Source organism: Micromonospora sp. GCM10011541, assembly GCF_042650725.1.
Lineage (GTDB): Bacteria > Actinomycetota > Actinomycetes > Mycobacteriales > Micromonosporaceae > Micromonospora > Micromonospora sicca.
Genome location: NZ_JBHSBP010000001.1, coordinates 1 through 22,748 on the forward strand (window position 1 = coordinate 1; position 22,748 = coordinate 22,748).

The following is a 22,748-nucleotide window of genomic DNA, read 5'->3' on the forward strand; positions in this document are numbered from 1 at the left end:
CTATGGACGCAATGCCCGTGTCATCCGCAACCCACTGCACGGCCTTGTTGAGATCACCTCACTGCCTAGCAGGGTTGCGAGCAATCAGAGTCCGATTGCAGTATCTCCTATTTGACGATGCGGCGGACCGCGGCGACTTGTCCGCTCCACGCGGCCAGGCGGCTGATCTTGACGACGTCGCCGGTGTGCGGGGCCTGGCACGGTCAGTCCTTGCCCGAGGTGCATGCCGACATGGCTGGGCCGGCTCGTGCTGCCTCGGCTGCCGGGGATGAAACACTAGGTCTCCCGGCCGCAGGTCGCGGTAGTCGGTGAGCGGCGCGCCGGTGTCGACCTGTTCGCTGGTCGTGCGGGGATGCTGACACCGGCGGCCCTGTAGGCCTGCTGCAGCAGCGCCGAGCAGTCGTACTGTCGGGCCGGGATGCCGGAATGGGCGGCGGTGCAGACTCCGCCGAAGGTGTAGGGGGTGCCGATTAGGCTGACGGTCCTGGTGGCGAAGCGCGCAGCCGAGGCTAAACCGCGCACGTCCACTTCCTAAGGGTCCGCTAGCGTTCGGGCCGGCGTTGCGACAGATCGTGGGTGGAGAGGGGGCCGTGTGACCCGGTCGTCTGCCCAGATGGAGCGCATCGGCGTCGCCGCCGTCGATAGTGCGTTCAGCTCGATGGGCTGGGCGTTTCGGGAGCAAGGTGTCGCTGACCATGGGATCGATGCGCAGGTCGAAGTCGATGGGTTGACCAGGACCCCTTCAGGCCGGTATCTCGCCGTTCAGATTAAATGCGGACCCACGTACTTCAAACAGAAGACCGACGGTGGCTGGCGGTTCCCCGGCAAGACTCGGCACCTCAGCTACTGGCTGGCCAACCTCATGCCCGTGATCCTGGTCCTCGTGGACCCGGACTCCGGTCTCGGGTACTGGGTGCAGATCACGCACGACGCGGTCCACTACACGAATCGGGGTTGGTGGATCGAGGTGCCGTCGGCGAACGTCCTCGACGCCCGCTCGCAGGACACGTTGCGCGGGATCGCGCTCGCCGTCGCCCCGGCCACCGCCGACCCGGTTGAAGTAGCGCTGCCGCTGCTGCCGCCTTCGGCGGTGGAGATGCTGTCCGCCCTTCGCGCCGTCGACCGTGACGGAGCATTACGTCTGGCGAAGTTTTTGAGCGAGGGCCGCGAGCAGTCACGGGCCACGGTCGAAGCGCTACTCGACGCAAGCCGGCTCTGGCCCCACGCGACCGTGCTACGGCTCGCGACGATCGGCGCGTATGCCAACGAACATGGCCACCAGGACCTCGCGATGTCCGCGTTCGCGTTGGCAGCCGACAGAGGGTCGAGCGACCACGTACGGCTGCGCGGCATCGCAGCCCTGATGGCCATGTCAGCCGGCGATCGAGCCCGCGCAGACGACCTTCTCCACGTCGCGCGGGAGCATGCCGGGGCCAGCCTGCTCGCCGATGTCGCCGTGTGCGCCTTCGACGCCGACGAGTCGGGCCGGGACGACGCACTGGAGACCCTCCTGCGCGACGTTCCCGACGACCAACTCGACGCGGAACCCACCTGTCTGCTGTTCCTCGCCGAGCGCGCCATGAGGCGGGGAGACCTCGACCGGGCGCTGATCCTCTACGAGCGCGCCTGCCGACGCTTTCCGCGCATCGTCGGTGGCAGGCTCGGCCAGGCGCGCGTGCTCATCGAGCGCATGGTCCGTGGACGTTCGGCGGTGCCGTACCGCGACCAGCAGGCGGCGGTCGAGCTGGCCACGTCCGTTCGGGACGAGACGCGACGGTGGGCCGGGCCAAGCGAGAACGCGCATCGCCTGATCGTGCAGGAGCGCATGCTCGCCCAGGCGTTCCTGGAGGTGATCACGCTCGCCACGCCGACAGCCCTCGGCGGTCAGGCCAACGACCGCGAGGCTGTCGACCCCACGGTCGCCATCATGGGTGCCCAAGCCAGCGTCGCGTTGGGCGACCGCACCCGCGCCGGCCGGTTCGGCGACGCCATGCGCGACACCCCAACCGAGCCGCTCATCCGCGCCATCGCGGCGGACGCCAATCAGCCCCGCGCGGACACGACCTCGTTGTGGCGCACCGCGCTCGACAACGCCGCCAGCGCACTCGCGGCCCGAATCTGTCTGCACCAGCTCGCCGTCCGGGGCGCACTCGACGCGGCCGATCTGACCCGATTCGGCACGCTCGCCAACCTCGACGCCCAAGACCACGTCCTGTTCACCGCCCGCAACACCGCCGGCACCGGCGACCTCGACTCGGCGATCACGCTGCTACGGTCCCAACAATCACCCGCAGCCGGGGAGATGCTGATCGAGCTGCTGCGGGAAGCAGGCCGCTACGAGGAAGCGCTCGCCGCATGCGACGAAACCTGGAGGACGTACGGGGCGCTGAAGGCACTCCAAGACAAGATCAATATATTGGCTTTCCGCGGCGATACGGACGGCGCCGAAGCGTGCGCAGCGCAGCTTCTCGCCACCGGCGAACTCGCCGACGAACAACGACGCCAGCTCCACCATCGGCTGATCGAGCGGCGAATGAGGGACGCCGACTGGGCGGGCGCGGAGGCATGTTCCCGCACCGCGCTCAGGGACCAGCCAGACGATGACCAGCACGCCTGGGGACTGATATTCGCCCAGCTCAACCAGGGCCGGTGGGAGGCGGCGTGGGCCTCGTACGGCCAACTGGCACCCGAGATCCACGACCCAGGCATCGTACGCGCGTGGGTCGACTTGCACCTACGCTTCGGCCTCACGCCGGAGGCCCGCGTCATCGCCAAGACCTTGATGGACCGCTTCGGTCACGATCTCGACGCCGCCGCCCAGCTTGCCAGGCTCGACGTTGCCTCGCCGTGACGACGAGCCTCCCGGGCAAAGCCAACTCACCCGGCACGAACATCAACGGCGACCGCGCGATGATCAGGTGGCGCCCATCGGGCCGACCGGTCGTCGTCGCACCTTGCGGTTGTGCTGCACTCCGAATCCGAGCGGCGAGATTTGGCGGCGCCCGGTTCCTCGTTCTCGACCGGCCCGCTTCGGTCAGCTGCCGCGGCGGTCCTTCCGCCACCACCTGTTCCGTCCGGTCGCCGTGGCGGACACCTCGGAGGGATCCGCTTTCGCCGGAGCCGGCTGCGGCCCGGTCACGACGGCGCTCGGCTCGGCACCGAGGATCGCCGTGCGGATCGCCAACCAATCCCGGACCCGCCACCAGTGGAACAGTTGCAGGCTGCTCAGAACAGGCACCGGCAGCGTGGCGACAAATTCCGGCCGCGTGTAGACCTGCGCGGTGCGCTCGGCCGGGGGCAGCTTGTGCTGGTGGTTGACTACCAGGACTCCCCCGGCGACCGGCTGGTCCGGTTGCAGCTGCGGCCAGGTGTCCAGGTGTCGCTGGAGGTAGCCGACCAGGTTCTCCTGCGCGGCCCCACCGGCGCCCTTGACCTCGACGAGCTTGCGATTCGCACCCTGCGGGGCGCTGACGAGTAGGTCGGCAGACTGAGTGGCACCGAGTTCGGCGTCCAGGTTGACGACGCTCAGCCCGGCGGCGGCCAGGACTGCGGCCACCGCCTCGACCAGCTCATCACGCGTGCCGTAGAGCAGGCCGTAGCGGATTGGTGACGCGTTCTCCTCGGCCTCGCGCAGATCCTGGTCGAGTTGGGCGCGGTCCAGCCTGTAGCGCTGTTCCAGATCGACGAGACCGGCGCGGGCGGCCAACTCGTCCGCTGTCTGTAGGTCAGGGTCGACGAAGTGTGGTGAGCGGGCCCGGCGCAGCACTGCAGGGGCGTAATGCGGCAGGGCGCTGTGCGTCAACCAACCCAGCACGTTGTCCCAGGCGACGGGGTCGGGCAGCACGTACCATCGCTGGTCGCCTGCGGGGGAGACCCACGCGGCAACGACGGGGTCGCCGAGGCTGTCGATGAGGATGGGTTCCAGGTTTCCTTGGGCTGGGTGGTGTGTTTCACCACCGAAACCGTCGCCGCGCACCGTGGTCACCCCGTGGAGTTGCAGCGCCCACCAGGGCGCCGTGGTTGGCCGGGTGAGCAGCCGGATGGCCAGGTCGCGATCCGCCGGGCTCAGATCAGGGGCGATCTCCGGCCGAGTGCCCGTCGGTAGTCGCCGGCCGCTGACGTTGGTAAACATGTCCGCGACCGAGACGGAGGCGTCGCGCGACCACAGTGAACGCTTTAGTTCATCCCCGTCGGCATCTCCGATCACCGCCACCACCAGTGCGAGCTCGCCGCGTCGAGCTGCGCCGGCCAGGAACCGATCCCGTTCAGCCACACCTCGGTTGTGGTAGTGCCCCGGCTCGATGGCGATCGCGCAGTCACTGGTCTCCATGCCGAGCCAGCGCGGCTGCAATCCGTGCTTCTCCCAGGCCAGATCACCAGGTACACGCGGGGCTCGATCGCGGTGTCCGACGTCCTGCTGGTGCTCCCGCCGCGCTGTCAGCATCCGCTCTTGTTCGGAGTTGGGCTCGGGCTGCCCGGCGTGCACCGGTACCAGCCCGATAGAGGTAGAAGTCACGAGAGTTAAGGCTAGTGCCCACCAGCGGCAGACCTGCGCGGATTTTCGCACGCACGGCCGCGTGCGGCATGGTCGACCGAACCCTCCGTGGACAACGCTGCAACCACGTGGACGGCGCAGAGGGCGAGCGGATTCATGTGCGCCTAAACAACCGAGCACCCCGGGAGGCAATCGTGTCCACATAGGACGAGTGTGCGCAACCAGGCGGGTGCATAGACGCAGTTCGTGCAGCAGAATTTAGCGACACAAATCGATGGCGGACCAGGCCGCCTGTGGATTAAAAGTCCACAGCTCTGCCATTGAGCTAGCGGCCCGCCCGCTCAGGCTACCGGAACCCGCTCGCGCGAGCCTTCCGGCTTCCCGCCGCCCGTCGATGTCCGGCCGCCGAGGCCGAGACGACCGCGCATGCGGTCGAGCCGCTCGACGATGGCCCGTGGCGCCGTGGCCGGCCAGGCTGGGAGCCATGACATTGCTGCGTACGGCCGTGCTGGCCGGGGCGACGCTGACGACCGGGCTGATGGCGGGGCTGTTCTTCGCGTACTCGTGCTCGGTGATGCCGGGCCTGGCCGCGACCGACGACCGGACCTTCGTCGGGACCATGCAGTGGATCAACCGGCGGATCCTGAACGGCTGGTTCCTGGCCGCCTTCCTGGGGGCGGTGCTGCTGCTCGCGCTGGCGGTGGCGCTGCACCTCACCGCCGGCGGCCGGGTGCTGGCCTGGACCGGGGCGGCGCTGGTGCTCTACCTCGTCACCCTGGTGATCACCATGCGGTGCAGCGTGCCGCTGAACGACCGGTTGGACGCGGCCGGTCCGGTGGACCGGATCACCGACCTGACGGCGGTCCGCGAGCGCTTCGAGGCGACCTGGGTGCGGTGGAACCTGGCCCGCACGGTCACCAACGTGGCCGCCTTCGCCTGCCTGATCGGCGCCCTGCTGACCCGCCGCGCCTGACCGCCAGCGACTCCACGTCGGCGATGTGGCGGTGTCCGACCGGCCGGGATGCCGCCACCTCGCCGACACGGCGGGGGCCGGGCCGCATGCCTCGGCCCGCCCGGGGAACCGGGACGGGCATGAGGATGAGTAGTACGCCCGCCGTGGCGGCGTCGAGCGAGGAGGTCGGCGCGGACGGCGTACGGCAGCCGGGCGGCGAGGTGCACGCCTGGCTGCCGGGGCAGAACCAGACCGTCTGCGGGCTTCCGCTCAGTCGTACCCGGCTGCGCCGCTTCCCGCACGTGCCGTTCGACTACGCCTCGACCGACGTGCTCACCCAGGCCGACCCGGTCGGGTTCATCTGTCCGCGCTGCCTCGCCGCCACCGAGGGACGCCGCCGGCAGGAGAAGAACTGGGTACGCCACTCGCCCCGGCCGTGAACCTTCCGGGGTTGGAGTCGGGTTCAACGGGTACCGCAGCCGGTATGCGGATCGTGATCGTCGGGGCCAGCGGCAACGTCGGGACGGCAGTGCTGCGCCGGCTGCGTCAGGAGTCCGGGCTGGAGCTGGCCGGGGTGGCCCGCCGGCTGCCGGGGCCGGACGCCGGTGAGCCGTACGACCGGGTGGAGTGGCACTCCTGCGACATCGGGGCGCCCGGCGCGACCGAGAAGCTCTCGGCGATCTTCGCCGGGGCCGGGGCGGTGCTGCACCTGGCCTGGCAGATCCAGCCCAGCCACGAGCAGCGCACCCTGCATCGGACCAACGTCGACGGCAGCCGGGCGGTGATCGACGCGGTCGTCCGGGCCGGCGTCCCCGCCCTCGTGTGCGCGTCGTCGGTCGGCACGTACGCGCCCGGCCCGAAGGACCACCCGGTCAGCGAGCGCTGGCCGGCGACCGGGGTGCCCGGATCGTCGTACAGCCGGGACAAGGCGGACGTGGAGGCGCTGCTCGACACGGTCGAACGGGAACACCCGGAGCTGCGGGTGGTCCGGCTGCGCCCGGGGCTGACCTTTCAGCGGGACGCCGGCACCGAGATCACCCGCTACTTCCTCGGGCCGCTGGCCCCGGTGCGGCTGCTCCGGTACGGCCGGATCCCGCTGGTCCCGACCAACCGCCGGCTGCGGATGCAGGCGGTGCACGCCGACGACGTCGCCGACGCGTACGCGAAGGCTCTGCTGGGTGAGGCACGCGGCGCGTTCAACGTCGCCGCGGACCCGGTGCTGACCCCGGAGCTGGTGGCCCGGCACTTCCACGGCTGGACGGTGCCGGTCGCCGCCCCGGTGCTGCGCGTCGCGGCGGCGCTGACCTGGCGGGCGCGGCTGCAACCGGTCGACGCCGGCTGGGTGGAGCTGGCGCTGAACGCGCCGCTGATGTCCAGCCACCGCGCCGAGACGGAGCTGGGCTGGACGCCGAGGATCGACGCTCTGACCGCGCTCAAGGAACTCTTCGCCGGCATGGCGGGCGCCGGGCACACCGCCGCCCCGCCCATGTCGGCGGACCCGGACCTTCCCGGCCGCCCCGGCGGCCTCCGCAAGGCCCGCACCCCGGGCCACGGCAACCCCTACTGACGTACGCCCCGCCGGTCGCCGCGGGTGCGGTCGTTGCTGACGAAGAAGATCGAGCCGCCGCCTGTGCTCCGCCGCCAGCGGGCGTGCGGTCAGGTGTGCGAGAGGGCGAACGCGACCAGGAAGCCGAGGACGGTGATCAGGCCGACCAGGAGGTGGGCGTCCTCGAACGCCTCGGGGACCATCGTGTCGGTGATCATCGCGAGGATCGCCCCGGCCGCCAGCGCGGTGATGGTGGCGAGCACCGCTGGCGGAGCGCCGCCGAGCAGCGCGTATCCGGCCAGCGCCGCCGCGCCGCTGACCAGGGCGATCGCCGCCCAGAGCAGGAAGACGTACCGCCGGGAACGGCCGGCCCGGCGCATGCCCGCCGCGCTGGACAGGCCCTCCGGCACGTTGCTCAGGAAGACCGCGACCACCGTGACCAGGCTGACCGGGCCGCCGGCGAGCAGACCCGCGCCGATCACCACCGACTCCGGTACGCCGTCCAGCAGCGCGCCGACCGCGATGGCCGTACCCGAGCCGGGCTGCTCCTGTTCGGAGGGCTGCACGTCGCCGGAGCGCTTGCGGTGCCGGGCGCCGCGCCGGGCCAGCAGGATGTTCGCCACGGTGTACGCCAGCGCCCCGACCGCCGCGCCGAGGGCGGTGGGCAGCAGGCCAGCCTGCTCGTACGCCTCGGCGACCAGGTCGAAGGAGACCGCGCTGAGCAGCAACCCGGCGCCGAACGCCATGATCGACGCGATGACCTTCCGGGGCACCCGGGCGAAGAACCCGGCGACCGCCCCGATCAGCAGGGCCGAACCGGCCAGCAGACCCCACAGTCCCGCTTGCAACCACTCCGGCATTCGCAGGACCGTACCCCGGGGCGGGGGGCGGCGGAACCGTCAGAAGTCGGCGAAGAGGTACGGCACCTCGCGGGGGAAGATGCGGCGCAACTCGGCCGCCGCGTCCGCCGGCACGTCGCCCAGGTCCCGGATGTCGACCTCGGCCGGGTCGAGCACCCCGTACGCGAGGGCGGAGAGCCCCGCGGCGGTGAGCGTCGCGGTCGGGACGCCGGCCCCGGCGGCGTCGCCGGGCCGCAGCTCCAGCCGGCCGGTGGCGCCGTCGAGCAGGTGCGTACCGGCCAGCCAGCGGTCGCCGACCAGGTCGACCCGGAGCCGACCGGCTCCCGCCGGCAGGCCGGTCAGCGCGTCCAGGGAGAGCAGCCGGGCCATCGGAGCCGGCGACCCGGGCCGGGACACCCGCGCCTCGACGTGCACGGCCAGGTCGGTGAGCCACAGCTCGGGCAGTTCGTCGGCGGGGAGCTGGACCCGGATCCGCTCGACCTGGTCGACGTGCCGGGCGAAGAACTGCAACAGCAGCGCCCGGGCGTACGGGTCGGTGGCGAGCAGGTCGTCGGCGATCAGCTCGCCGCCGTGGTCGTCGATCCGGTAGGTCACCGCGCCGACCGTGCTGCCGTCGACCACGGCGGTGAGCAGCCAGCGGTCGTCCCGGTCGCGCAGCCCGACGGCCCGGAAGTCGGGGAAGACCGCGAAGCCGTGCCGCTCGTGCAGGCAGCGTTCGGTGAACGCGCGCCAGGTCGGGTACGCCGCCCCGACCCGCTCCCAGACCACCTCGCCGGGCAGTTCGGCGCGGAGCAGCGGCCCGAGGTCGGCCGGGGTGAACGTCGCGGTACGCGCCCGGGGCAGCCCGACGTAGCCGAAGCGCTCGTAGAACGACGCCCGGAACGGGTACAGCGCGGTGAGTGAATGCCCCTCGTCGCGCATCTCGTCGAGGAGTTGGTGCAGCAGCGCCCGGACGTGGCCGCGCCGGCGGGCCAGCGGGTGGGTCGCCACCCCTGCGACGCCGGCCATCGGCAGGACGGCGCCGCGGAGGTTCTGCCGCATCGGGATCGCCGTGACGGCGGCGACCGCCGTGCCGTCCTCGTCGGCGACCAGCGTCCGGTTGCCGGCGTTGTAGGGGAGGTAGTCGCGGAACTCCTCCACCCGGGAGGCGGCCAGCGGCGACGCCTCGAAGGCGTACGCCTGGAGCGGGAAGCTGGTGGCCAGGCGTTCTTCGGCGGCCAACCGACGGATGATCATTCCTCATCCCAACCCGGGCCGGTGGCCGGCGCAACCGCTTTCGCCGGCCCGGTGGCCGCTCAGGCCGCCGTGACGTCGGAGACGACCACCGTGACGTTGTCCGGCGCGCCGGCCTGGTGGGCGAGCTTGACCAGCTGCTCGCCGCACTGCTGGCGGTCGGCGTTCGCGCCGAGCGCGGCGGCGATCGCCGAGTCCTCGACGTAGTCCGAGAGGCCGTCGCTGCAGAGCAGCAGCCGGTCGCCGGCGAAGACGGTGAGCACCCCGATCGCCGGCGGCGCGTCCGAACCCTGCACGGCCCGGGTGACCAGGGACCGCTGCGGGTGGTGCCGGGCCTGGTCGGGGGAGAGGGCGCCCTGGTCGACCAGCGCCTGGACGAAGGTGTCGTCCCGGGTGAGCTGGGTCAGCTCCCCGTCCCGCAGCAGATAGCAGCGGGAGTCGCCGACCTGGGCGAGGACCAGGGTGTCCCCGGCGAGCAGGGCGGCGGTGAGCGTGGTGCCCATGCCGTCGCGGGCCGGGTCGACCGTGATGGCGGCCCGGATCCGCTGGTTGGCGGTGCTCACCACGGCCCGCAGCGCGTCGGCGGCCTCGTCGGCACTTGTCGGCGGGGTCAGCTCGTCCAGGATCCGGATGACGATCTCGCTCGCCACCTCGCCGGCGGGGAGACCGCCCATGCCGTCGGCCACCGCCACCAGGCGGTCACCGGCGAGGGCGGAGTCCTCGTTGTTGGTCCGGACGAGGCCGACGTCGTTGAGGATGGCCGAGCGGAGGATGAGCGTCATGGGTCAAGCTTGCCAAGAAGACCCTGCCGCCGTCTCTACGCACTACTGCGTAGGGTGTGAGAAATGATGCCGGTGTCCATGGTCGGGCGCGCCGGCGAGCTGGCCGAGCTCGACCGGGCATGGGCCGCCGTGGTCTCCGGCCGCCGGCCGGCGCCCACCGTCACCGTGATCACCGGGGCCGCCGGGGTGGGCAAGAGTCTGCTGGTCGGGGCCGCCCTGGAGGGCTTCACCCCGCGGCCGGCGGTGGTCCTCGCCGGCGCCGCGCGGGTGCACGACCCCGCCCCGTACGACTGGTTGGCGGCGGTGCTCAGCGGCCGGGACACCAGCGGCCTGGACCTGCCGCCGGACGCGCTGGCCTGGCTCGCCCAGCAGCCCACCGCGCCGCGCGAACGCTACGCCCCGGGCACGCTGCTCCGGCTCGCCGTCCGCACGGTCCGGCTGCTGGTGGGGGCCGGCCCGGCGGTGCTGGTGGTGGAGGACCTGCACGCCCTCGACCCGGCCAGCCTCAACCTGCTCGGCGAGCTGGCCGCCGCCCCGGAGCTGCCGGCCCTGCTGGTGGTGGCGAGCCGTCCGCCGGCCGACGCGGTGGCGCCGGACCTCACGGTCCGCGCGCTGGCCCGCCTCTGCGGGGTACGCGGCGCGGTGCGCCAGCACCTCGCGCCCCTCACCGCGGCCGAGGTGGCCGAGGTGCTGACCCAGGTGTACGACGGGACGCGCCCCGCCGAGACGGTGGTGGCCGCGGTCTGGCGGCGGACCGGCGGCAACCCGTACGTGCTGACCGAGCTGCTCGCCGCGCACGCCGGGTCCGGGCCGGACGGTCTGGTCCACGAGCCGCTGCCGGAGCATCTGGTGCCCCGGCCGGCGACGCCGCCGGACGCCGAGCTGACCGGCCGGGAGATCGACGTGCTGGGCTGCCTGGTCGCCGGGATGTCCAACAAGCAGGCCGCCCGGGCGCTCGGCATCTCGGTGCGGACGGTCACCGTGCACGTGTCGAACCTGCTCCGCAAGACCGGCTCGGCGTCGCGGACGGAGGCCGCGCTCTGGGCCGTACGCCACCGGCTGCCGGTGGCCGCGCCGCCCGGCTGACCGGTCAGCGGCGCGGGTAGCGCAGCAGCAGGCTGGCCCAGACCTCGTCGTCGCCGACGGCGGCGTAGCTGTGCGGCACGTCGGAGGTCCAGCGCAGGTGCGCGCCGGCCGCCGCGGTCAGCGGGGCGTCCACCGGCCCGGCGCGCAGCACGCCGGAGAAGACGGTGACGTGCTCGGTGACCCCGGCCTGGTGGGCGGGGGAGAGCTGGCCCGGGCCGGGCGCGACCCGCATCCGGTACAGCTCGTACGTCGCGTCGCTGTCGGTGAAGACCTCCAGCAGGGTGGCGCTCACCGCCGCCCCGCGTACGGTCGGCGTCTCGGCGGGCCCGGAGAGGACGGCGGTGAGCGGCACGCCGAGCTGCGCGGTGACCGCGTACAGGGTCTCCAGGGTGGGGTTGCGGGTGCCGTTCTCCAGGCCGGAGAGGGTGGCCTTCCCGACGCCGGCCAGCCGGGCCAGGGTGGACAGCGAGATTCCGCGTTCCTCGCGCAGCGCCCGCACCCGTGGGCCGACCGTTCCGGGTGCGGGGTCACGAGCTGGTGGGGGCGACGCCATGCCGCTATGGTGCTACACGTCGTCGTTCCGTAAACGGAACGGCCGGTGGAGGGGGGGCGGATGGCGGGCCGACTGCAACCGGTGCTGGCCGGCGTCGTGACGGCCCTGGTGGGCTTCGCCAGCTCGTTCACCGTGGTCCTCGCCGGGCTGCGGGCGGTCGGCGCCGACGACGCGCAGGCCGCCTCCGGGCTGCTGGTGCTCTGCGTGGCGGCCGGCCTCTGCGCGGTCTGGCTCGGGCTGCGGCACCGGTTGCCGATGGCCATCGCCTGGTCCACCCCGGGCGCGGCGCTGCTGGTCGCCACCGGCCCGGTGCCCGGCGGCTGGCCCGCGGCGGTCGGCGCGTTCCTGGCCACCGGCCTGCTGATCGCGGCGGCCGGGCTGATCCCCGCGCTCGGCCGCGCGGTCGCGGCGATCCCGGGCCCGATCGCCAGCGCGATGCTCGCCGGGGTGCTCCTGCCGCTCTGCACCGCCCCGGTCCGGGCGCTGGTGGAGGTGCCCCGGCTGGCCGCCCCGGTGGTGCTCACCTGGCTCGTCCTGCACCGGCTCGCCCGCCGCTGGGCGGTGCCGGCCGCGCTGGCGGTGGCGGCGGTGGCCATCGCGCTCACCGCCCCCGCCGCCGGGCCCGGTCGGCTGCACCTGGCCCCCACCGTCGAGATGACCACGCCGGCCTGGACCCTGCCGGCGGTGGTCGGCCTCGCGCTGCCGCTCTTCCTGGTCACCATGGCCGCGCAGAACGTCCCCGGGATGGCCGTCCTCGCCGGCTACGGCTACCGGGCGCCGCTCGGCTCCGCCCTCCGGGTGACCGGGCTGGCCAGCGCGCTCGGCGCGCCGGCCGGCGGGCACGCGGTGAACCTCGCCGCGATCACCGCCGCGCTGGCCGCCGGACCGGACGCCCACCCGGATCCGGACCGCCGGTGGATCGCCTCGGTCACCGCCGGGATCGGCCTGGCGCTGCTCGGCCTCGGCGCGGGCGTGGCCACCGCGCTGGTGCTGTTGTCCCCGCCGATTCTGGTCGAGGCGGTGGCCGGCCTGGCGCTGCTCGGCGCGCTGGCCGGCGCGGTCTCCGCGGCCGTCGCTGAACCGGAGGCCCGAGAGGCGGCCGTGGTCACCTTCGTGGTGACCGCCTCCGGGGTCAGCCTGCTGGGGGTGGGCGGCGCGTTCTGGGGCCTGGTCGCCGGCTGGCTCATGCTGCTGCTGTTCCGCCGCCGGCGGCGACCGGGCGGCGACGACCGGGCGGCGACCACGGAGCCGGCCGAGGGCGCCGTCGCGCCGGCCGAGGTCGTGCCGCGGGGCGATGACGTGCCGCAGGCCGGAGGCCGCGGACGGGCGGCGTTGTCGCGGCCGCCGGTCCGCTGAGGGCCGGGACCGGGCACGGCGTCCTTTGCAGTTGAATCGTCATCACCCCGCTCGTGCGGTCAGGACGCTCCGTCGACCGCGACGCCGATCTCCATGAGGCGCAGGCGCACCCCGGTGACGTTCGCCTCGACCATCCGCTTCAGCGCCCGGGCGTTGTCGAGGGTGTCGAGGACGACCAGGGCGTGGCTCAGCTCCGGGTCGTCGTCGTCCGCGCCCCACCAGCCCCGGACGAACCCGGGACTCTGCCGGGTCACCTCGGCCATGTGCGTGAACTGGGCCGACCGCTGGTCCGGATCCGCCGGCGTGCCGCGCTGCTCTCCGATCACCATCCACATCCCGCCCACGGTAGGGGATTCAGCGGTGATTCATCGACGACATCAGCTTCGTAGCGTGTCCGGGAGGTGCGCCCGCCCGGCTCACTCCTCGGGGGGCAGTTCCGCGGCGGGGACGTCGAGGCGTACCTGGCCGTCGGAGACGGTGGCGATCCGGTCGGCGAGCACGTAGACCGCCCCGGTGCGGGCCAGCTCGGTGGAGACCTTCAGGTAGCCGCTGTGCAGCAGCCGGGCGGCCAGGTCGGCCGGCACGTCCGGCTCCTCGACCGCGGTCGCCTCGATCAGCTCGTCCAGGCTGCTGCCCGGGTCGGCGGTGGGTGCCTGCACGGTCACCGCGGTCGGGTCGCCGCGTTGGACGAGATCCACCGTGCCGATCTCGGCGCCGGTCGAGTCGACCACCCGCATGCCGGTGGTGACCCGGGAGATGGTGGCCTGCTGCTGCGTACCCTGCTGGTTCATGCAGGCGCGGTTCCCGGGCCGCGCCCGCGCTAAACGGACGGGGTCCAGCCGCTCGGTGGGCGGGGGGAGAGCTCACGCCAGCCGTCCAGCCCCTCCAGCAGGGCCCGGACCGTCTCCTCGGCCTCCTCCGCGCTGGCGTACTCGTAGAACCGGGAGACTCCCTCGGCGCCGCCGGCCCGCTGCTCGACGTGCCAGCGGTCCCCGTCCACCCGGAGGAAGACGTCCCGCCGGGCCAGCCGTCCCCACTTCCCGTTCCACCAGTGCCTGCGCTGTTCCATGGCGGGACTCTATCGAACACCTGTACGACATGGGACGGCCCCCGCGGGATTCCCGCGGGGGCCGTTGTGCATGTGCTACGTCAGCGGGTGACCGGCGGCTCGTTCCGGCGCCCCAGCACGTCGTCCAGCGCCCCGCGCCGCTGCCCGGGGGTGTTGTGACCGCCCGCGACCAGGGCGTCCCGGATCTCGGTGAGCAGCTTGACCTCCTCGCTCGGCGCCGAGGGCGGCGGCTCCTCGCCCCGCCGCCGACGCTCGGCCAGCCGGTTCATCGGGTAGACCACGAGGAAGTAGAGCACCGCCGCGGTGAGCAGGAAGGTGATGGCCGCGTTGATGAAGTTCACCCACGGGAACTTGACATCACCGATTGTCCAGGTACCCGACTTGAGCTCGCTGCCGCCGCTGATCAGCTTGATCAGCGGCTTGAGGAAGCTCTCCGTGAACGACGTGACGATGCCGGTGAAGGCGGCGCCGATGACGACGCCGACCGCAAGGTCGACGACGTTTCCGCGCATGATGAAATCTTTGAAGCCCTTGAGCATCCGTACTCCCGTGCTGTCCGATTCTGCGTCCGGGACAACCTATGCCCTGGAGGGCGGCTCCAGAAAAGCACCGGCCTCGATCGCCGCGCGGGCTGGATCGCCGTCGGAGATGGCGGCCACGAGTCGACCGTGGTCGACGTACCGCTCCGGTTCCAGCGCGTCGCCCATGGCGTGCGCGACGGTGCTGCGCAGCGCGGCGCCGACCGAGGCGTACAGCTCGGCGAGCATGCCGTTGTGCGCGGCGGCGACCACCGCGGTGTGCAGCGCGGCGTCGGCCTCGACGAAGTCGTCCACCCGGCCGGAGCGCCAGGCGGCCTCCCGCGCGGCGAGCGCGGCGTCGAGCGCCGCCAGGTCATCGGGGGTACGCCGCAGCGCGGCGAGCCGGGCCGCCTCCACCTCGAAGGCGCGGCGCACCTCGACCACCTCGGCCATCCGGTCGTCGGTGAGCCGGCGGGCCACCACCGGGGCCAGCTCGTCGGTGGACACCACGTACGTCCCGGAGCCCTGACGGCACACCAGCACGCCGGCGTGGACCAGGGCGCGGACGGCCTCCCGGACGGTGTTCCGCCCGACCCCGAGCGCGGCGACCAGCTGCGGCTCGGTCGGGATCCGGCCGCCCACCGGCCACTCGCCGCCGAGGATCCGGGCCCGGAGCTGGGCGATCGTGTCCCGTACCCGCTGGCCGCGCGGCGGCACGGCGACGGAATCGACGGGCGGTGTCACCGGTTACACCTGCTGCCGAAATTCATCCCATGATTGTAGGTTCGAGGTCATGACCCCGCCACCCGCCAGCACCGAGGCCCCGATCCGGGACCGGACCCCGACCGCCGAGGGCACGCCCACCACCGACGTGACGCCCGGCCTGGCGCCCGCCGCCTCGCGGGTCGGCACCCCGTCCCCGGCCACCGGCGGCGCGCTCGTGCTGGTCGGCATGCTGCTGGTCGCGCTCAACCTGCGGGCCGCCGTGACCAGCCTCGGCGCCCTGCTCGACGAGGTGCGCGGCGGTCTGGGTCTCTCCGGCACGATGGCCGGCTTCGTCACCACCCTGCCCACCATCGCCTTCGCCGGCCTCGGCGCGCTCACCCCGTGGCTGGTCCGCCGGTACGCGCCGGCCCGGGTCCTGGTCGTGGCGATGCTCGCGCTCACGGTCGGCCAGGTGCTCCGGGTGGCGACCGACTCCGCGGCAGTCTTCGTGCTCACCAGCGCGCTGGCGCTGGCCGGCATCGCGGTGGCGAACATCCTGCTTCCGATGCTGGTCAAGCAGCACTTCGGGCACCGCACCGGGCTGGTCACCGGGGCGTACACGATGGCGTTGACCATCGGCACGACGGTCGCCGCTGCGTCCGCCGTGCCGGTCGCGCACGCCTTCGGCTCCTGGCGGGCCGGGCTGGGCGTCTGGGCCGGGCTGGCCGCGGTGGCCGTGCTCCCGTGGGTGCCGCTGGCGCTGCGGGCCCGCGCCGCCCGGCGGGCGGCGACCCCGACTGCGGCCGTGGCCACCCCGGCCCGGATCCGGCCCGAGCGGACCCGGCTGGGCTGGGCGATGGCGGTCTACTTCGGCGCGCAGTCGCTCAGCGGGTACGCGATCATGGGCTGGCTGGCGCAGCTCTTCCGGGACTCCGGCTACGCGCCCGAGGCCGCCGGGCTGCTGCTGGCCGGGGTGACCGCGCTCGGCGTGCCGGTCGCGCTGGGGATGCCGACCCTGGCCGGCCGGCTGCGCACGCTGCGCCCGTTGGTGCTCGCGCTGACCGCCTTCTCCACCGCGGCCTACCTGGGACTGGCGCTCGCACCGCGCGGCCTGGCTCCGCTCTGGGTGCTGCTGCTCGCCCTCGGTCAGGGCGCCTTCCCGATGATCCTCACGACCATCGGGCTGCGCGCCCGCACCGCCGAGGGCACGGTGGCGCTGTCCGCCTTCGCGCAGAGCACCGGATATGTGATTGCCGCGCTCGGCCCGCTGCTGGTCGGCATCCTCTATGAAGCGACCGGGGGCTGGACCGCGCCGCTCGGCTTCCTCCTCGCGGCCCTGGCCGTGCAGACCGGCGCGGGCATGATGATCGCTCGTCCCCGCTACATCGAGGACGAGCGCTGAGGAAGGTGGCTCAGGAGGAGGCCGGCGTGGGGTCGCCCGCGACGGCCTGCTCGACCGTCGGGTACGTGTGCAGCACCTCGACCAGCCCGCTGACCTCGAGGATGCGCAGCACCCCGCGCTGCGGGGCGGCCAGCCGGACCACGCCGCCGGCCTCGTCGCAGCTGTTCTTGGCGCGGACGAACACCGACAGCCCGGTGGAGTCGCAGAACGACACGTTCGCCAGGTCGAAGACGAGGCGGCTACGTCCCTTGTCCAGCAGATCGGTGATCTGGTCCTGCAGTTGCGGTGCCGTCGCCATGTCCAGCTCGCCCGCGACCGACACGACGACCACGTCGCCGCGCTGTTCCGTGTGCACCGTCAGGGACATTCGTCGACCTCCTGTGTTCGGTGGAACGGTATCCCACGAAGCGGGGAACACGCAGAACGGGAGCCCGTACCCGTGTCGACGATCATTATTTGTCCCGCGGCAAGTAGTCCGAGCTGCTGCGGTGATAGAGTCCGGCCGGTTCGCGAGTCCAGGGAGGTCTGCTGCGACCCGCCCGCGGCTGCCGGACGAGGGCTTCCAACCGCAGTCCGGCGCGGTGGCGCGACTGGTGGACATGCTCGGCGTGGCCGTGGACGAGGGGGATACGGTCGTGAGGATGTCCCGACGTGTCCCGGCCAACTCCCCGGCGCTGACCCCGGAACGGCTCGCCGAGTTGCTCGCCGAGCGGCTGGCCGCGCTCGCCGACGCGACGGTGCAGATGCACGCCGCCTCCAACTTCGTCCGGCTGTTGGAGGCGGCGGCGGCCGGCGCGGCGCGGATCTTCAAGAGCCCGGCGGTCGTGGTCGCGGAGAACGTCGACGGTGACTGTCTGGCCGGCGTGGCAGCCGGGCCAGACGCCGAGCCGCACGTCGTCCCGTGGGTGGTCGACGACACCGGGGTGCCGATCGGCGCCACCGTCCGGGTCGAGGAGCCGGCGGCGTGGGATCGGATCGACTGGCCGGCCGGCGACACGGTCACCGTGGCCGCCGCCAAGCTGCGCGAGGACCGGTCGCCGCTCTACGTGGTGGTGCCGACCGCGACCCAGACGGTACGGACGCCGGTGCTGGTGCAGCTCGCCCAGGCGGTCGCCTCGGCGATGGAGGCGCAGCGCTCCTTCGACGAGGAGCACCGGATCGCGGTCACCCTCCAGCGCAGCCTGCTGCCCCGCCGGCTGCCCGAGGTCGCCGGCCTGGACCTGGCGGTCCGGTACGAGCCGGCCAGCGCCCAGACCGAGGTGGGCGGCGACTTCTACGAGTTGGTGATGCTCGACGGGCACCTGCTGATGGCGATCGGCGACGTGGCCGGGCACTCGCTGCACGCCGCGACGGTGATGGCCGAGCTGCGGCACGCGGTCCGGGCGTACGCGGTGGAGGGGCACCAGCCGGGGGTGATCCTGGACCGGGTCAACGAGCTGATGTGTACCCTGCTGCCGAACGAGCTGGCCACCATCTGCGTACTGCTGCTGCACCCGGGCAGCGGCCTGATCCGGCTGGCCAGCGCGGGGCACCTGCCAGCGCTGGTCAGCCTGGACGGCCGGGTGGAGTTCGTCGAGCAGGCCGCTCCGCTGCTCGGGGTCCGCGCGCCCCGCCCGCCGGACCTGGAGTTCGTGCTGCCGGCCGGCGCGACGCTGGTCCTCTACACCGACGGCCTGATCGAGCGGCGGGACGCGACCATCGACGAGGGGATGGCCGCGCTGGGCGCGGTCGCCACCCGGGTGGACGACGACCTGGACCAGTTCTGCCAGCGGTTGCTGGTCGAGCTGGCCCCGCCGGAGATCCACGACGACATCGCCGTGGTCGCCCTCCGCCGTCGCTGACCGGCCCGTGGGTCGCGGACCGGGTCAGCTCAGCGAGCGGGCGTACGCCGCCGGGGAGACCCGGGTGACGGCGGTGAACTCGCGGACCAGGTGGGCCTGGTCGCTGTAGCCGAGGTCGGTGGCGAGCGTCGCCCAGTCGAGCGGCCCGCCGGCGGCGGCCTGCTCGATCGCCTCCTGGAGCCGGTACCGCCGGATCACCCACTTCGGACCGACGCCGACGTGGTCGAGGAAGAGCCGCTGGAGCCGTCGGGTGGACACGCCGTGCCGGCGCGCGAAGTCGTCCACTCGCCGGATGTCCCGGTCGGCGCGGATCTCCTCGACCAGCGCGGTCGCCTCGGCGGCCAGCGGGTCGGGCCGGGGCGCCCAGCCGGTGAGCAGGGCGTCCAGCCGGCGGCAGCGGTCGTCGTCGGTGCCGGGGCAGACCGGGCCGGCGGTGGGGAGGCCGACGGCTTCGAGCGGCCGGCGTCGGCCGGTCAGCTCGGCGACCGGCCGTCGCCAGAAGGGCCGGAAGCCGCCCGGCCGGAACTGGACGCCGCTGGTCCGGCCGGCGCCGTGCAGGGTGATGGCGAAGAGTTCGCCCGCGGGGCCGGCCACCTCGGCGGTCTCCGGGCCGCCTGCCGGGCCGTGGAACACCACGTTGACCGCCGGGTGCGGCACTACCCGCTGCTCGAAGGGCTCGGTCAGCTCCCAGTCGATGAGCCAGTAGTGCTCGACGTACGCCTGCAGCGCCGGGGTGGGCAACCGGCGGCGGAAGCGGACCTGCCGCAGCAGCCGGCCGGGGTCGAGGATGCCCCTGCTGTCCCGCCGCGGTCGCTGTCGCATTTCTTCAAGACCACCTTCATACGCTGGCCCTATGACCACGAAGACTAGTGAGCTGCTGGCCACCGCCGCACCTCGGACGGTGGCGGTGGTCCGCGGCATCTCCGACGACCAGCTCTCCCGGCCCACCCCGTGCCCGGACTACCTGGTGCGCGACCTGCTCAACCACCTGTACGACGTGGTGGTCAACTTCCAGGCGCTCGCCCGGAGACGGGAGGTCGACTGGTCGGCGAAGACCGACCACCTGACCGAGGGCTGGCGGGACCGGTTCGCGGCGGAGACCGCCCGCCTGGTCGAGGCCTGGGCCGACCCGGCCAGCCTGGAGGGCGTCTCGCCCGGCATGGGCCTGCCGCAGGAGACGGTCGGTTCGATGGCCCTGACCGACCTGACGGTGCACGCCTGGGACCTGGCCCGGGCCACCGGCCAGCGCCTGGACGTCGAGCCGGAGGTCCTCGCCGAGCTGCACGGGTTCATGGACCGGATGGGCGACACCGGCCAGCAGATGGGCGCCTTCGCCGCACCCCACCCGACCACCCCCGACGCCACCGACCTGGACCGTCTCCTGTCCCGCACCGGCCGCAACCCCACCTGGCACCCCTGACCCTCCCACCCTCCCTCCCCGCCCGCCGCTCCCGCTTCACGCGATCTTGCAGTTGGGGCCCGCTTTTCGCGGCACTTGCCCGGTATTGCCGGGGCACCAACTGCAAGATCGCGCGGGAGGAGGGGGGAGGGGTTGACGGGGGCTATTCGCTGAGTGAATAGTGGCGCGGTGTCCACTCAGCATGTTCTGCTCGGTTTGCTGGCGGGTGGGGCGCGGCACGGGTACGAGCTGAAGCGGGCCCACGACGCGCGGCTGCCCCGGGCCCGGCCGCTCGCCTTCGGCCAGGTCTACGCCACCCTCGCCCGCCTCCAACGCGACGGGCTGGTGGTGCCCGCCGGGCAGGAGCGCGACGGCGGTCCGGACCGCACGGCGTATGCGCTCACCGACGAGGGACGGGCCGCGCTGGAGCACTGGCTCAGCACCGTCGAGCCGCCCGTGCCGTACGTGGCCAGCACGCTCTTCGCCAAGGTGGTCGTCGCGCTGCTGGCCGCCGACGTCGACCGGGCCCGGGCGTACCTGACCGCCCAGCGTCGGGCGCACACCGCGCGCCTGCGCGAGCTGACCGCGGTCAAGACCGCCCCCTCGGCCACCCTGGACGACGTCGTCGCGGCCGACTTCGCCATCGCCCACCTCGACGCCGACCTGCGGTGGCTGCACACCACCCTGGACCGGGTCGCCGACTGGCACCGGGAGGTGCACTCGTGACACACCTGGAAGCTCGCGGCGTGGTCAAGGCGTACGGCAGGACACCCGCGCTCGGCGGGGTGACCCTCGACGTGGCCGAGGGGGAGATCGTGGCGGTGACCGGCCCGAGCGGGTGCGGCAAGTCCACCCTGCTGCACTGCCTCGCCGGCATCCTCCGCCCCGACGCGGGCGAGGTCACCTGGCGCGGCGCGCGGATCGACACCTGGTCCGAGGCGGCCCGCTCCCGGCTGCGCCGCACCGAGTTCGGGGTGCTCTTCCAGTTCGGCCAGCTCGTCGCCGAGCTGACCGCGGCGGAGAACGTCGCCCTTCCGCTGCTTCTCGCCGGCACGGGGCGGCGAGAGGCGCGGACGGCGGCGCTGACCTGGCTGGACCGGCTGGGAGTGGCCGAGGTCGCCGACGTCCGGCCCGGCGAGACGTCCGGCGGTCAGCAGCAGCGCTGTGCCACCGCCCGGGCGCTGGTCACCGAGCCCCGGGTGCTGTTCGCGGACGAGCCGACCGGCGCGCTGGACACCCTCGCCGGCGAGCAGGTGCTCACCCAACTGGTCCGGCTCGCCCGCGAGCAGCGCACCACCGTCGTGCTGGTCACCCACGAGCCACGGATCGCCGCGTACGCCGACCGGGAGGTGATGCTCCGGGACGGCCTGGTCGACCACACCGGGCTGGGGCTGGACACGCCGCTCGCGGGCGGCCACCGGTGAGGCGGGCCACCCCTGGTCCGCCTCGCCCTGGCCGGCACCCGCACCGACACCGCCCGGGTAGTGCTGACCGCGCTGAGCGCCACGCTCGCCGTCCTCGCCGGCCTGGCCGCGCTGACCGTGCTGGCCATCCCGACACCGGCCGGGGGGTCCGACGCCCTCTCCGACCAGTACACCAACGGGCTGCTGCGAGAGCCGGGGTTGCGCGGCGGGACCGCGTTCGCCCTGCTGCTGCTCATGCTCCCGGTGCTGGGCCTCGCCGGGCAATGCGCCCGGCTCGGCGCTCCCGCCCGGGACCGTCGACTGGCCGCGCTCCGGCTGGCCGGAGCCACCCCCGGCGAGGTCACCCGGGTCGCCGCGGCGGAGACCGGCCTGGCCGCCCTGCTCGGCGCGTCGACCGGGCTGCTGATCTACCTGGCCGGTCACCAGCTGGTGCACCGGCCGGACGCCCAAGGCCGGCTTCCGCTCCCCACCGACGTGTACCCGCCGACGGCTGGCATCGTGGCGGTGGTGCTCGGGTTGCCGGCGCTCGCCACGCTGGCCACCGCCCTGCTGCTGCGTCGGGTGACGACCACCCCGTTCGGCGTGGTCCGGAAGGCCCGGACCAGGCCGCCCTGGCCCTGGCCGGGCCTGCTGATCCTGCTCGGGCTGGCCGCCTTCGCCGCCTTCCGGCCGGTCGGGCTCTGGTACGAGCGTCGGCACAGCGAGCCACCGCTCTGGCTGCTGCCGGCGCTGCTGGTCGGTGGGGCCCTGATCGCCATGATCGGGGTGGTCACCGGGACCGGTTGGATCTCCCACCGCACCGGCCGTCTGCTGCACCGGTACGCCCGGGGGCCGGCCGCGCTGCTGGCCGCCGGCCGGTTGACAGCCGATCCGTGGGCGGGCAGCCGGACTTTCGCCGCGCTCCTCGCCGCGCTCATCTTCGGGGCCGGAGCCGCCGGGATCCGTGCCGACTTCCTGGCCATGATCGAACTGGGGCGGCGGACCGGCAACGGGATGGCCGCACCCGACGACTTCTACCTGGGCGCGATGGACCTGGTCGACCTGGCGGTCGCGGTCGCCATGACGATCGCGGCGGGCGGCCTGCTGGTCGCGCTGGTGGAGGGGATCGTCGCCCGGCGGCAGGCGTATGCGGCGCTGGTGGCGACCGGGGTGCCCCGGGGGGTCATCGGGCGGTCCATCCTCTGGCAGTCCCTGGCACCGGCGGCACCCGCGATCGCCGTCGCGCTCACCGTCGGTCTCCTGCTCGTCCGGGGCGCGTTCCCGGCGCCGACCGGCGGTGGCTACTCGCAGGAGATCTGCGACGCCGGGGAGAAGCTCTGCGCCGACGAGGTGACCCGCGCCCAGTACGTCCGCACGGAGTGGGTTTCCCGGGTGACCGTGCCGCCGGACGTACCGTGGGACCGGCTGGCCTGGCTCGGCGCCGGCGCCCTGGCCGCGGTGCTGGTGACCGTCGGGGTCGGCCTGCTCTTCCTGCGCTCCAGCACGGCGATGGAGGAGTTGCGGACGACCTGATGTGACGCCGCCGCC

At 73.4% G+C, this 22,748-nt stretch carries 25 protein-coding genes; 12 read left to right on the forward strand and 13 right to left on the reverse strand.

Annotation, left to right across the window (positions count from 1 at the left end; all coding sequences use genetic code 11):
• Positions 1-276: 276 nt before the first annotated feature.
• Positions 277-528, reverse strand: coding sequence for an NlpC/P60 family protein (locus ACFOYX_RS00005; protein WP_377533747.1), 252 nt, complete (start codon positions 526-528; stop codon positions 277-279).
• Between the two features lie 85 nt (positions 529-613).
• On the opposite strand from ACFOYX_RS00005, the gene ACFOYX_RS00010 reads away from it, so the two are divergent.
• Positions 614-2,851 (forward strand): DUF4365 domain-containing protein, encoded by a 2,238-nt coding sequence (locus tag ACFOYX_RS00010; RefSeq protein WP_322443145.1) that lies wholly within the window; start codon positions 614-616, stop codon positions 2,849-2,851.
• 183 nt (positions 2,852-3,034) lie between these two features.
• On the opposite strand, the gene ACFOYX_RS00015 is transcribed toward ACFOYX_RS00010, so the two are convergent.
• Positions 3,035-4,486: a hypothetical protein gene (locus ACFOYX_RS00015; protein ID WP_322443144.1), complete on the reverse strand. Its 1,452-nt coding sequence runs from the start codon at positions 4,484-4,486 to the stop codon at positions 3,035-3,037.
• Positions 4,487-4,979: 493 nt separating this feature from the next.
• On the opposite strand from ACFOYX_RS00015, the gene ACFOYX_RS00020 reads away from it, so the two are divergent.
• The 3 genes from ACFOYX_RS00020 to ACFOYX_RS00030 all read left to right on the forward strand — a co-directional run bounded on the left by ACFOYX_RS00020 (position 4,980) and on the right by ACFOYX_RS00030 (position 7,014).
• Positions 4,980-5,468 (forward strand): anthrone oxygenase family protein, encoded by a 489-nt coding sequence (locus tag ACFOYX_RS00020; RefSeq protein ID WP_322443143.1) that lies wholly within the window; start codon positions 4,980-4,982, stop codon positions 5,466-5,468.
• Positions 5,469-5,593: 125 nt separating this feature from the next.
• Positions 5,594-5,887 carry a hypothetical protein gene (locus ACFOYX_RS00025; RefSeq protein WP_322443142.1) on the forward strand — a complete coding sequence of 98 codons (294 nt, stop codon included), beginning with the start codon at positions 5,594-5,596 and terminating at the stop codon, positions 5,885-5,887.
• 44 nt (positions 5,888-5,931) lie between these two features.
• Complete coding sequence (locus ACFOYX_RS00030) at positions 5,932-7,014, forward strand: NAD-dependent epimerase/dehydratase family protein (RefSeq protein ID WP_322443141.1); 1,083 nt, start codon at positions 5,932-5,934, stop codon at positions 7,012-7,014.
• 89 nt (positions 7,015-7,103) lie between these two features.
• Here ACFOYX_RS00030 and ACFOYX_RS00035 read toward each other — a convergent pair whose 3' ends face one another.
• The 3 genes from ACFOYX_RS00035 to ACFOYX_RS00045 are packed head-to-tail and all read right to left on the reverse strand — an operon-like array spanning position 7,104 to position 9,868.
• Entirely contained in the window at positions 7,104-7,853 is a 750-nt protein-coding gene (locus tag ACFOYX_RS00035; RefSeq protein WP_238454169.1) for a ZIP family metal transporter, read from the reverse strand.
• A 39-nt stretch (positions 7,854-7,892) separates the two neighbouring features.
• On the reverse strand, positions 7,893-9,089 hold the full coding sequence (eis, locus tag ACFOYX_RS00040; protein ID WP_322443140.1) for a GNAT family N-acetyltransferase: 1,197 nt from the start codon (positions 9,087-9,089) through the stop codon (positions 7,893-7,895).
• Between the two features lie 59 nt (positions 9,090-9,148).
• On the reverse strand, positions 9,149-9,868 hold the full coding sequence (locus ACFOYX_RS00045) for a protein phosphatase 2C domain-containing protein (protein WP_322443139.1): 720 nt from the start codon (positions 9,866-9,868) through the stop codon (positions 9,149-9,151).
• Between the two features lie 63 nt (positions 9,869-9,931).
• On the opposite strand from ACFOYX_RS00045, the gene ACFOYX_RS00050 reads away from it, so the two are divergent.
• A complete protein-coding gene (locus tag ACFOYX_RS00050) occupies positions 9,932-10,954 on the forward strand; it encodes an AAA family ATPase (protein WP_322443138.1) in 1,023 nt (340 codons plus the stop codon).
• A 4-nt stretch (positions 10,955-10,958) separates the two neighbouring features.
• On the opposite strand, the gene ACFOYX_RS00055 is transcribed toward ACFOYX_RS00050, so the two are convergent.
• Positions 10,959-11,507: an XRE family transcriptional regulator gene (locus ACFOYX_RS00055; protein WP_322443137.1), complete on the reverse strand. Its 549-nt coding sequence runs from the start codon at positions 11,505-11,507 to the stop codon at positions 10,959-10,961.
• Positions 11,508-11,567: 60 nt separating this feature from the next.
• Here ACFOYX_RS00055 and ACFOYX_RS00060 point away from each other — a divergent pair, with 60 nt between their 5' ends.
• Positions 11,568-12,863, forward strand: a complete 1,296-nt coding sequence (locus tag ACFOYX_RS00060) for a benzoate/H(+) symporter BenE family transporter (RefSeq protein ID WP_322443136.1) — start codon at positions 11,568-11,570, stop codon at positions 12,861-12,863.
• Between the two features lie 59 nt (positions 12,864-12,922).
• On the opposite strand, the gene ACFOYX_RS00065 is transcribed toward ACFOYX_RS00060, so the two are convergent.
• From ACFOYX_RS00065 to ACFOYX_RS00085, 5 genes are all read right to left on the reverse strand, one after another.
• A complete protein-coding gene (locus ACFOYX_RS00065; RefSeq protein ID WP_109802730.1) occupies positions 12,923-13,198 on the reverse strand; it encodes a hypothetical protein in 276 nt (91 codons plus the stop codon).
• Positions 13,199-13,279: 81 nt separating this feature from the next.
• Entirely contained in the window at positions 13,280-13,654 is a 375-nt protein-coding gene (locus ACFOYX_RS00070) for a hypothetical protein (protein WP_109802731.1), read from the reverse strand.
• 29 nt (positions 13,655-13,683) lie between these two features.
• Positions 13,684-13,932, reverse strand: a complete 249-nt coding sequence (locus ACFOYX_RS00075) for a hypothetical protein (protein WP_322443135.1) — start codon at positions 13,930-13,932, stop codon at positions 13,684-13,686.
• An 80-nt stretch (positions 13,933-14,012) separates the two neighbouring features.
• The gene (mscL, locus tag ACFOYX_RS00080; RefSeq protein ID WP_322443134.1) at positions 14,013-14,471 is read right to left on the reverse strand and encodes a large conductance mechanosensitive channel protein MscL; all 459 of its coding nucleotides are present in this window, start codon (positions 14,469-14,471) and stop codon (positions 14,013-14,015) included.
• Positions 14,472-14,510: 39 nt separating this feature from the next.
• Complete coding sequence (locus tag ACFOYX_RS00085) at positions 14,511-15,194, reverse strand: FCD domain-containing protein (RefSeq protein WP_322443133.1); 684 nt, start codon at positions 15,192-15,194, stop codon at positions 14,511-14,513.
• A 49-nt stretch (positions 15,195-15,243) separates the two neighbouring features.
• Here ACFOYX_RS00085 and ACFOYX_RS00090 point away from each other — a divergent pair, with 49 nt between their 5' ends.
• Positions 15,244-16,557, forward strand: a complete 1,314-nt coding sequence (locus ACFOYX_RS00090) for an MFS transporter (protein WP_322443132.1) — start codon at positions 15,244-15,246, stop codon at positions 16,555-16,557.
• 10 nt (positions 16,558-16,567) lie between these two features.
• On the opposite strand, the gene ACFOYX_RS00095 is transcribed toward ACFOYX_RS00090, so the two are convergent.
• Positions 16,568-16,924 carry an STAS domain-containing protein gene (locus ACFOYX_RS00095; protein WP_088976933.1) on the reverse strand — a complete coding sequence of 119 codons (357 nt, stop codon included), beginning with the start codon at positions 16,922-16,924 and terminating at the stop codon, positions 16,568-16,570.
• A gap of 274 nt (positions 16,925-17,198) precedes the next feature.
• Here ACFOYX_RS00095 and ACFOYX_RS00100 point away from each other — a divergent pair, with 274 nt between their 5' ends.
• A complete protein-coding gene (locus ACFOYX_RS00100) occupies positions 17,199-18,398 on the forward strand; it encodes a PP2C family protein-serine/threonine phosphatase (RefSeq protein ID WP_322443131.1) in 1,200 nt (399 codons plus the stop codon).
• A gap of 24 nt (positions 18,399-18,422) precedes the next feature.
• Here ACFOYX_RS00100 and ACFOYX_RS00105 read toward each other — a convergent pair whose 3' ends face one another.
• Positions 18,423-19,220 carry a helix-turn-helix domain-containing protein gene (locus ACFOYX_RS00105; RefSeq protein ID WP_322443130.1) on the reverse strand — a complete coding sequence of 266 codons (798 nt, stop codon included), beginning with the start codon at positions 19,218-19,220 and terminating at the stop codon, positions 18,423-18,425.
• Positions 19,221-19,251: 31 nt separating this feature from the next.
• Between ACFOYX_RS00105 and ACFOYX_RS00110 the strand changes: the two genes are divergently transcribed.
• From ACFOYX_RS00110 to ACFOYX_RS00125, 4 genes are all read left to right on the forward strand, one after another.
• Entirely contained in the window at positions 19,252-19,818 is a 567-nt protein-coding gene (locus ACFOYX_RS00110; protein ID WP_322443129.1) for a TIGR03086 family metal-binding protein, read from the forward strand.
• A 168-nt stretch (positions 19,819-19,986) separates the two neighbouring features.
• On the forward strand, positions 19,987-20,523 hold the full coding sequence (locus ACFOYX_RS00115; protein WP_109802741.1) for a PadR family transcriptional regulator: 537 nt from the start codon (positions 19,987-19,989) through the stop codon (positions 20,521-20,523).
• Entirely contained in the window at positions 20,520-21,221 is a 702-nt protein-coding gene (locus ACFOYX_RS00120; protein WP_322443128.1) for an ABC transporter ATP-binding protein, read from the forward strand. The genes ACFOYX_RS00115 and ACFOYX_RS00120 overlap by 4 nt, the downstream gene beginning before the upstream one ends.
• A 60-nt stretch (positions 21,222-21,281) precedes the next feature.
• Entirely contained in the window at positions 21,282-22,733 is a 1,452-nt protein-coding gene (locus ACFOYX_RS00125) for an FtsX-like permease family protein (RefSeq protein WP_322443127.1), read from the forward strand.
• Positions 22,734-22,748: the final 15 nt, after the last annotated feature.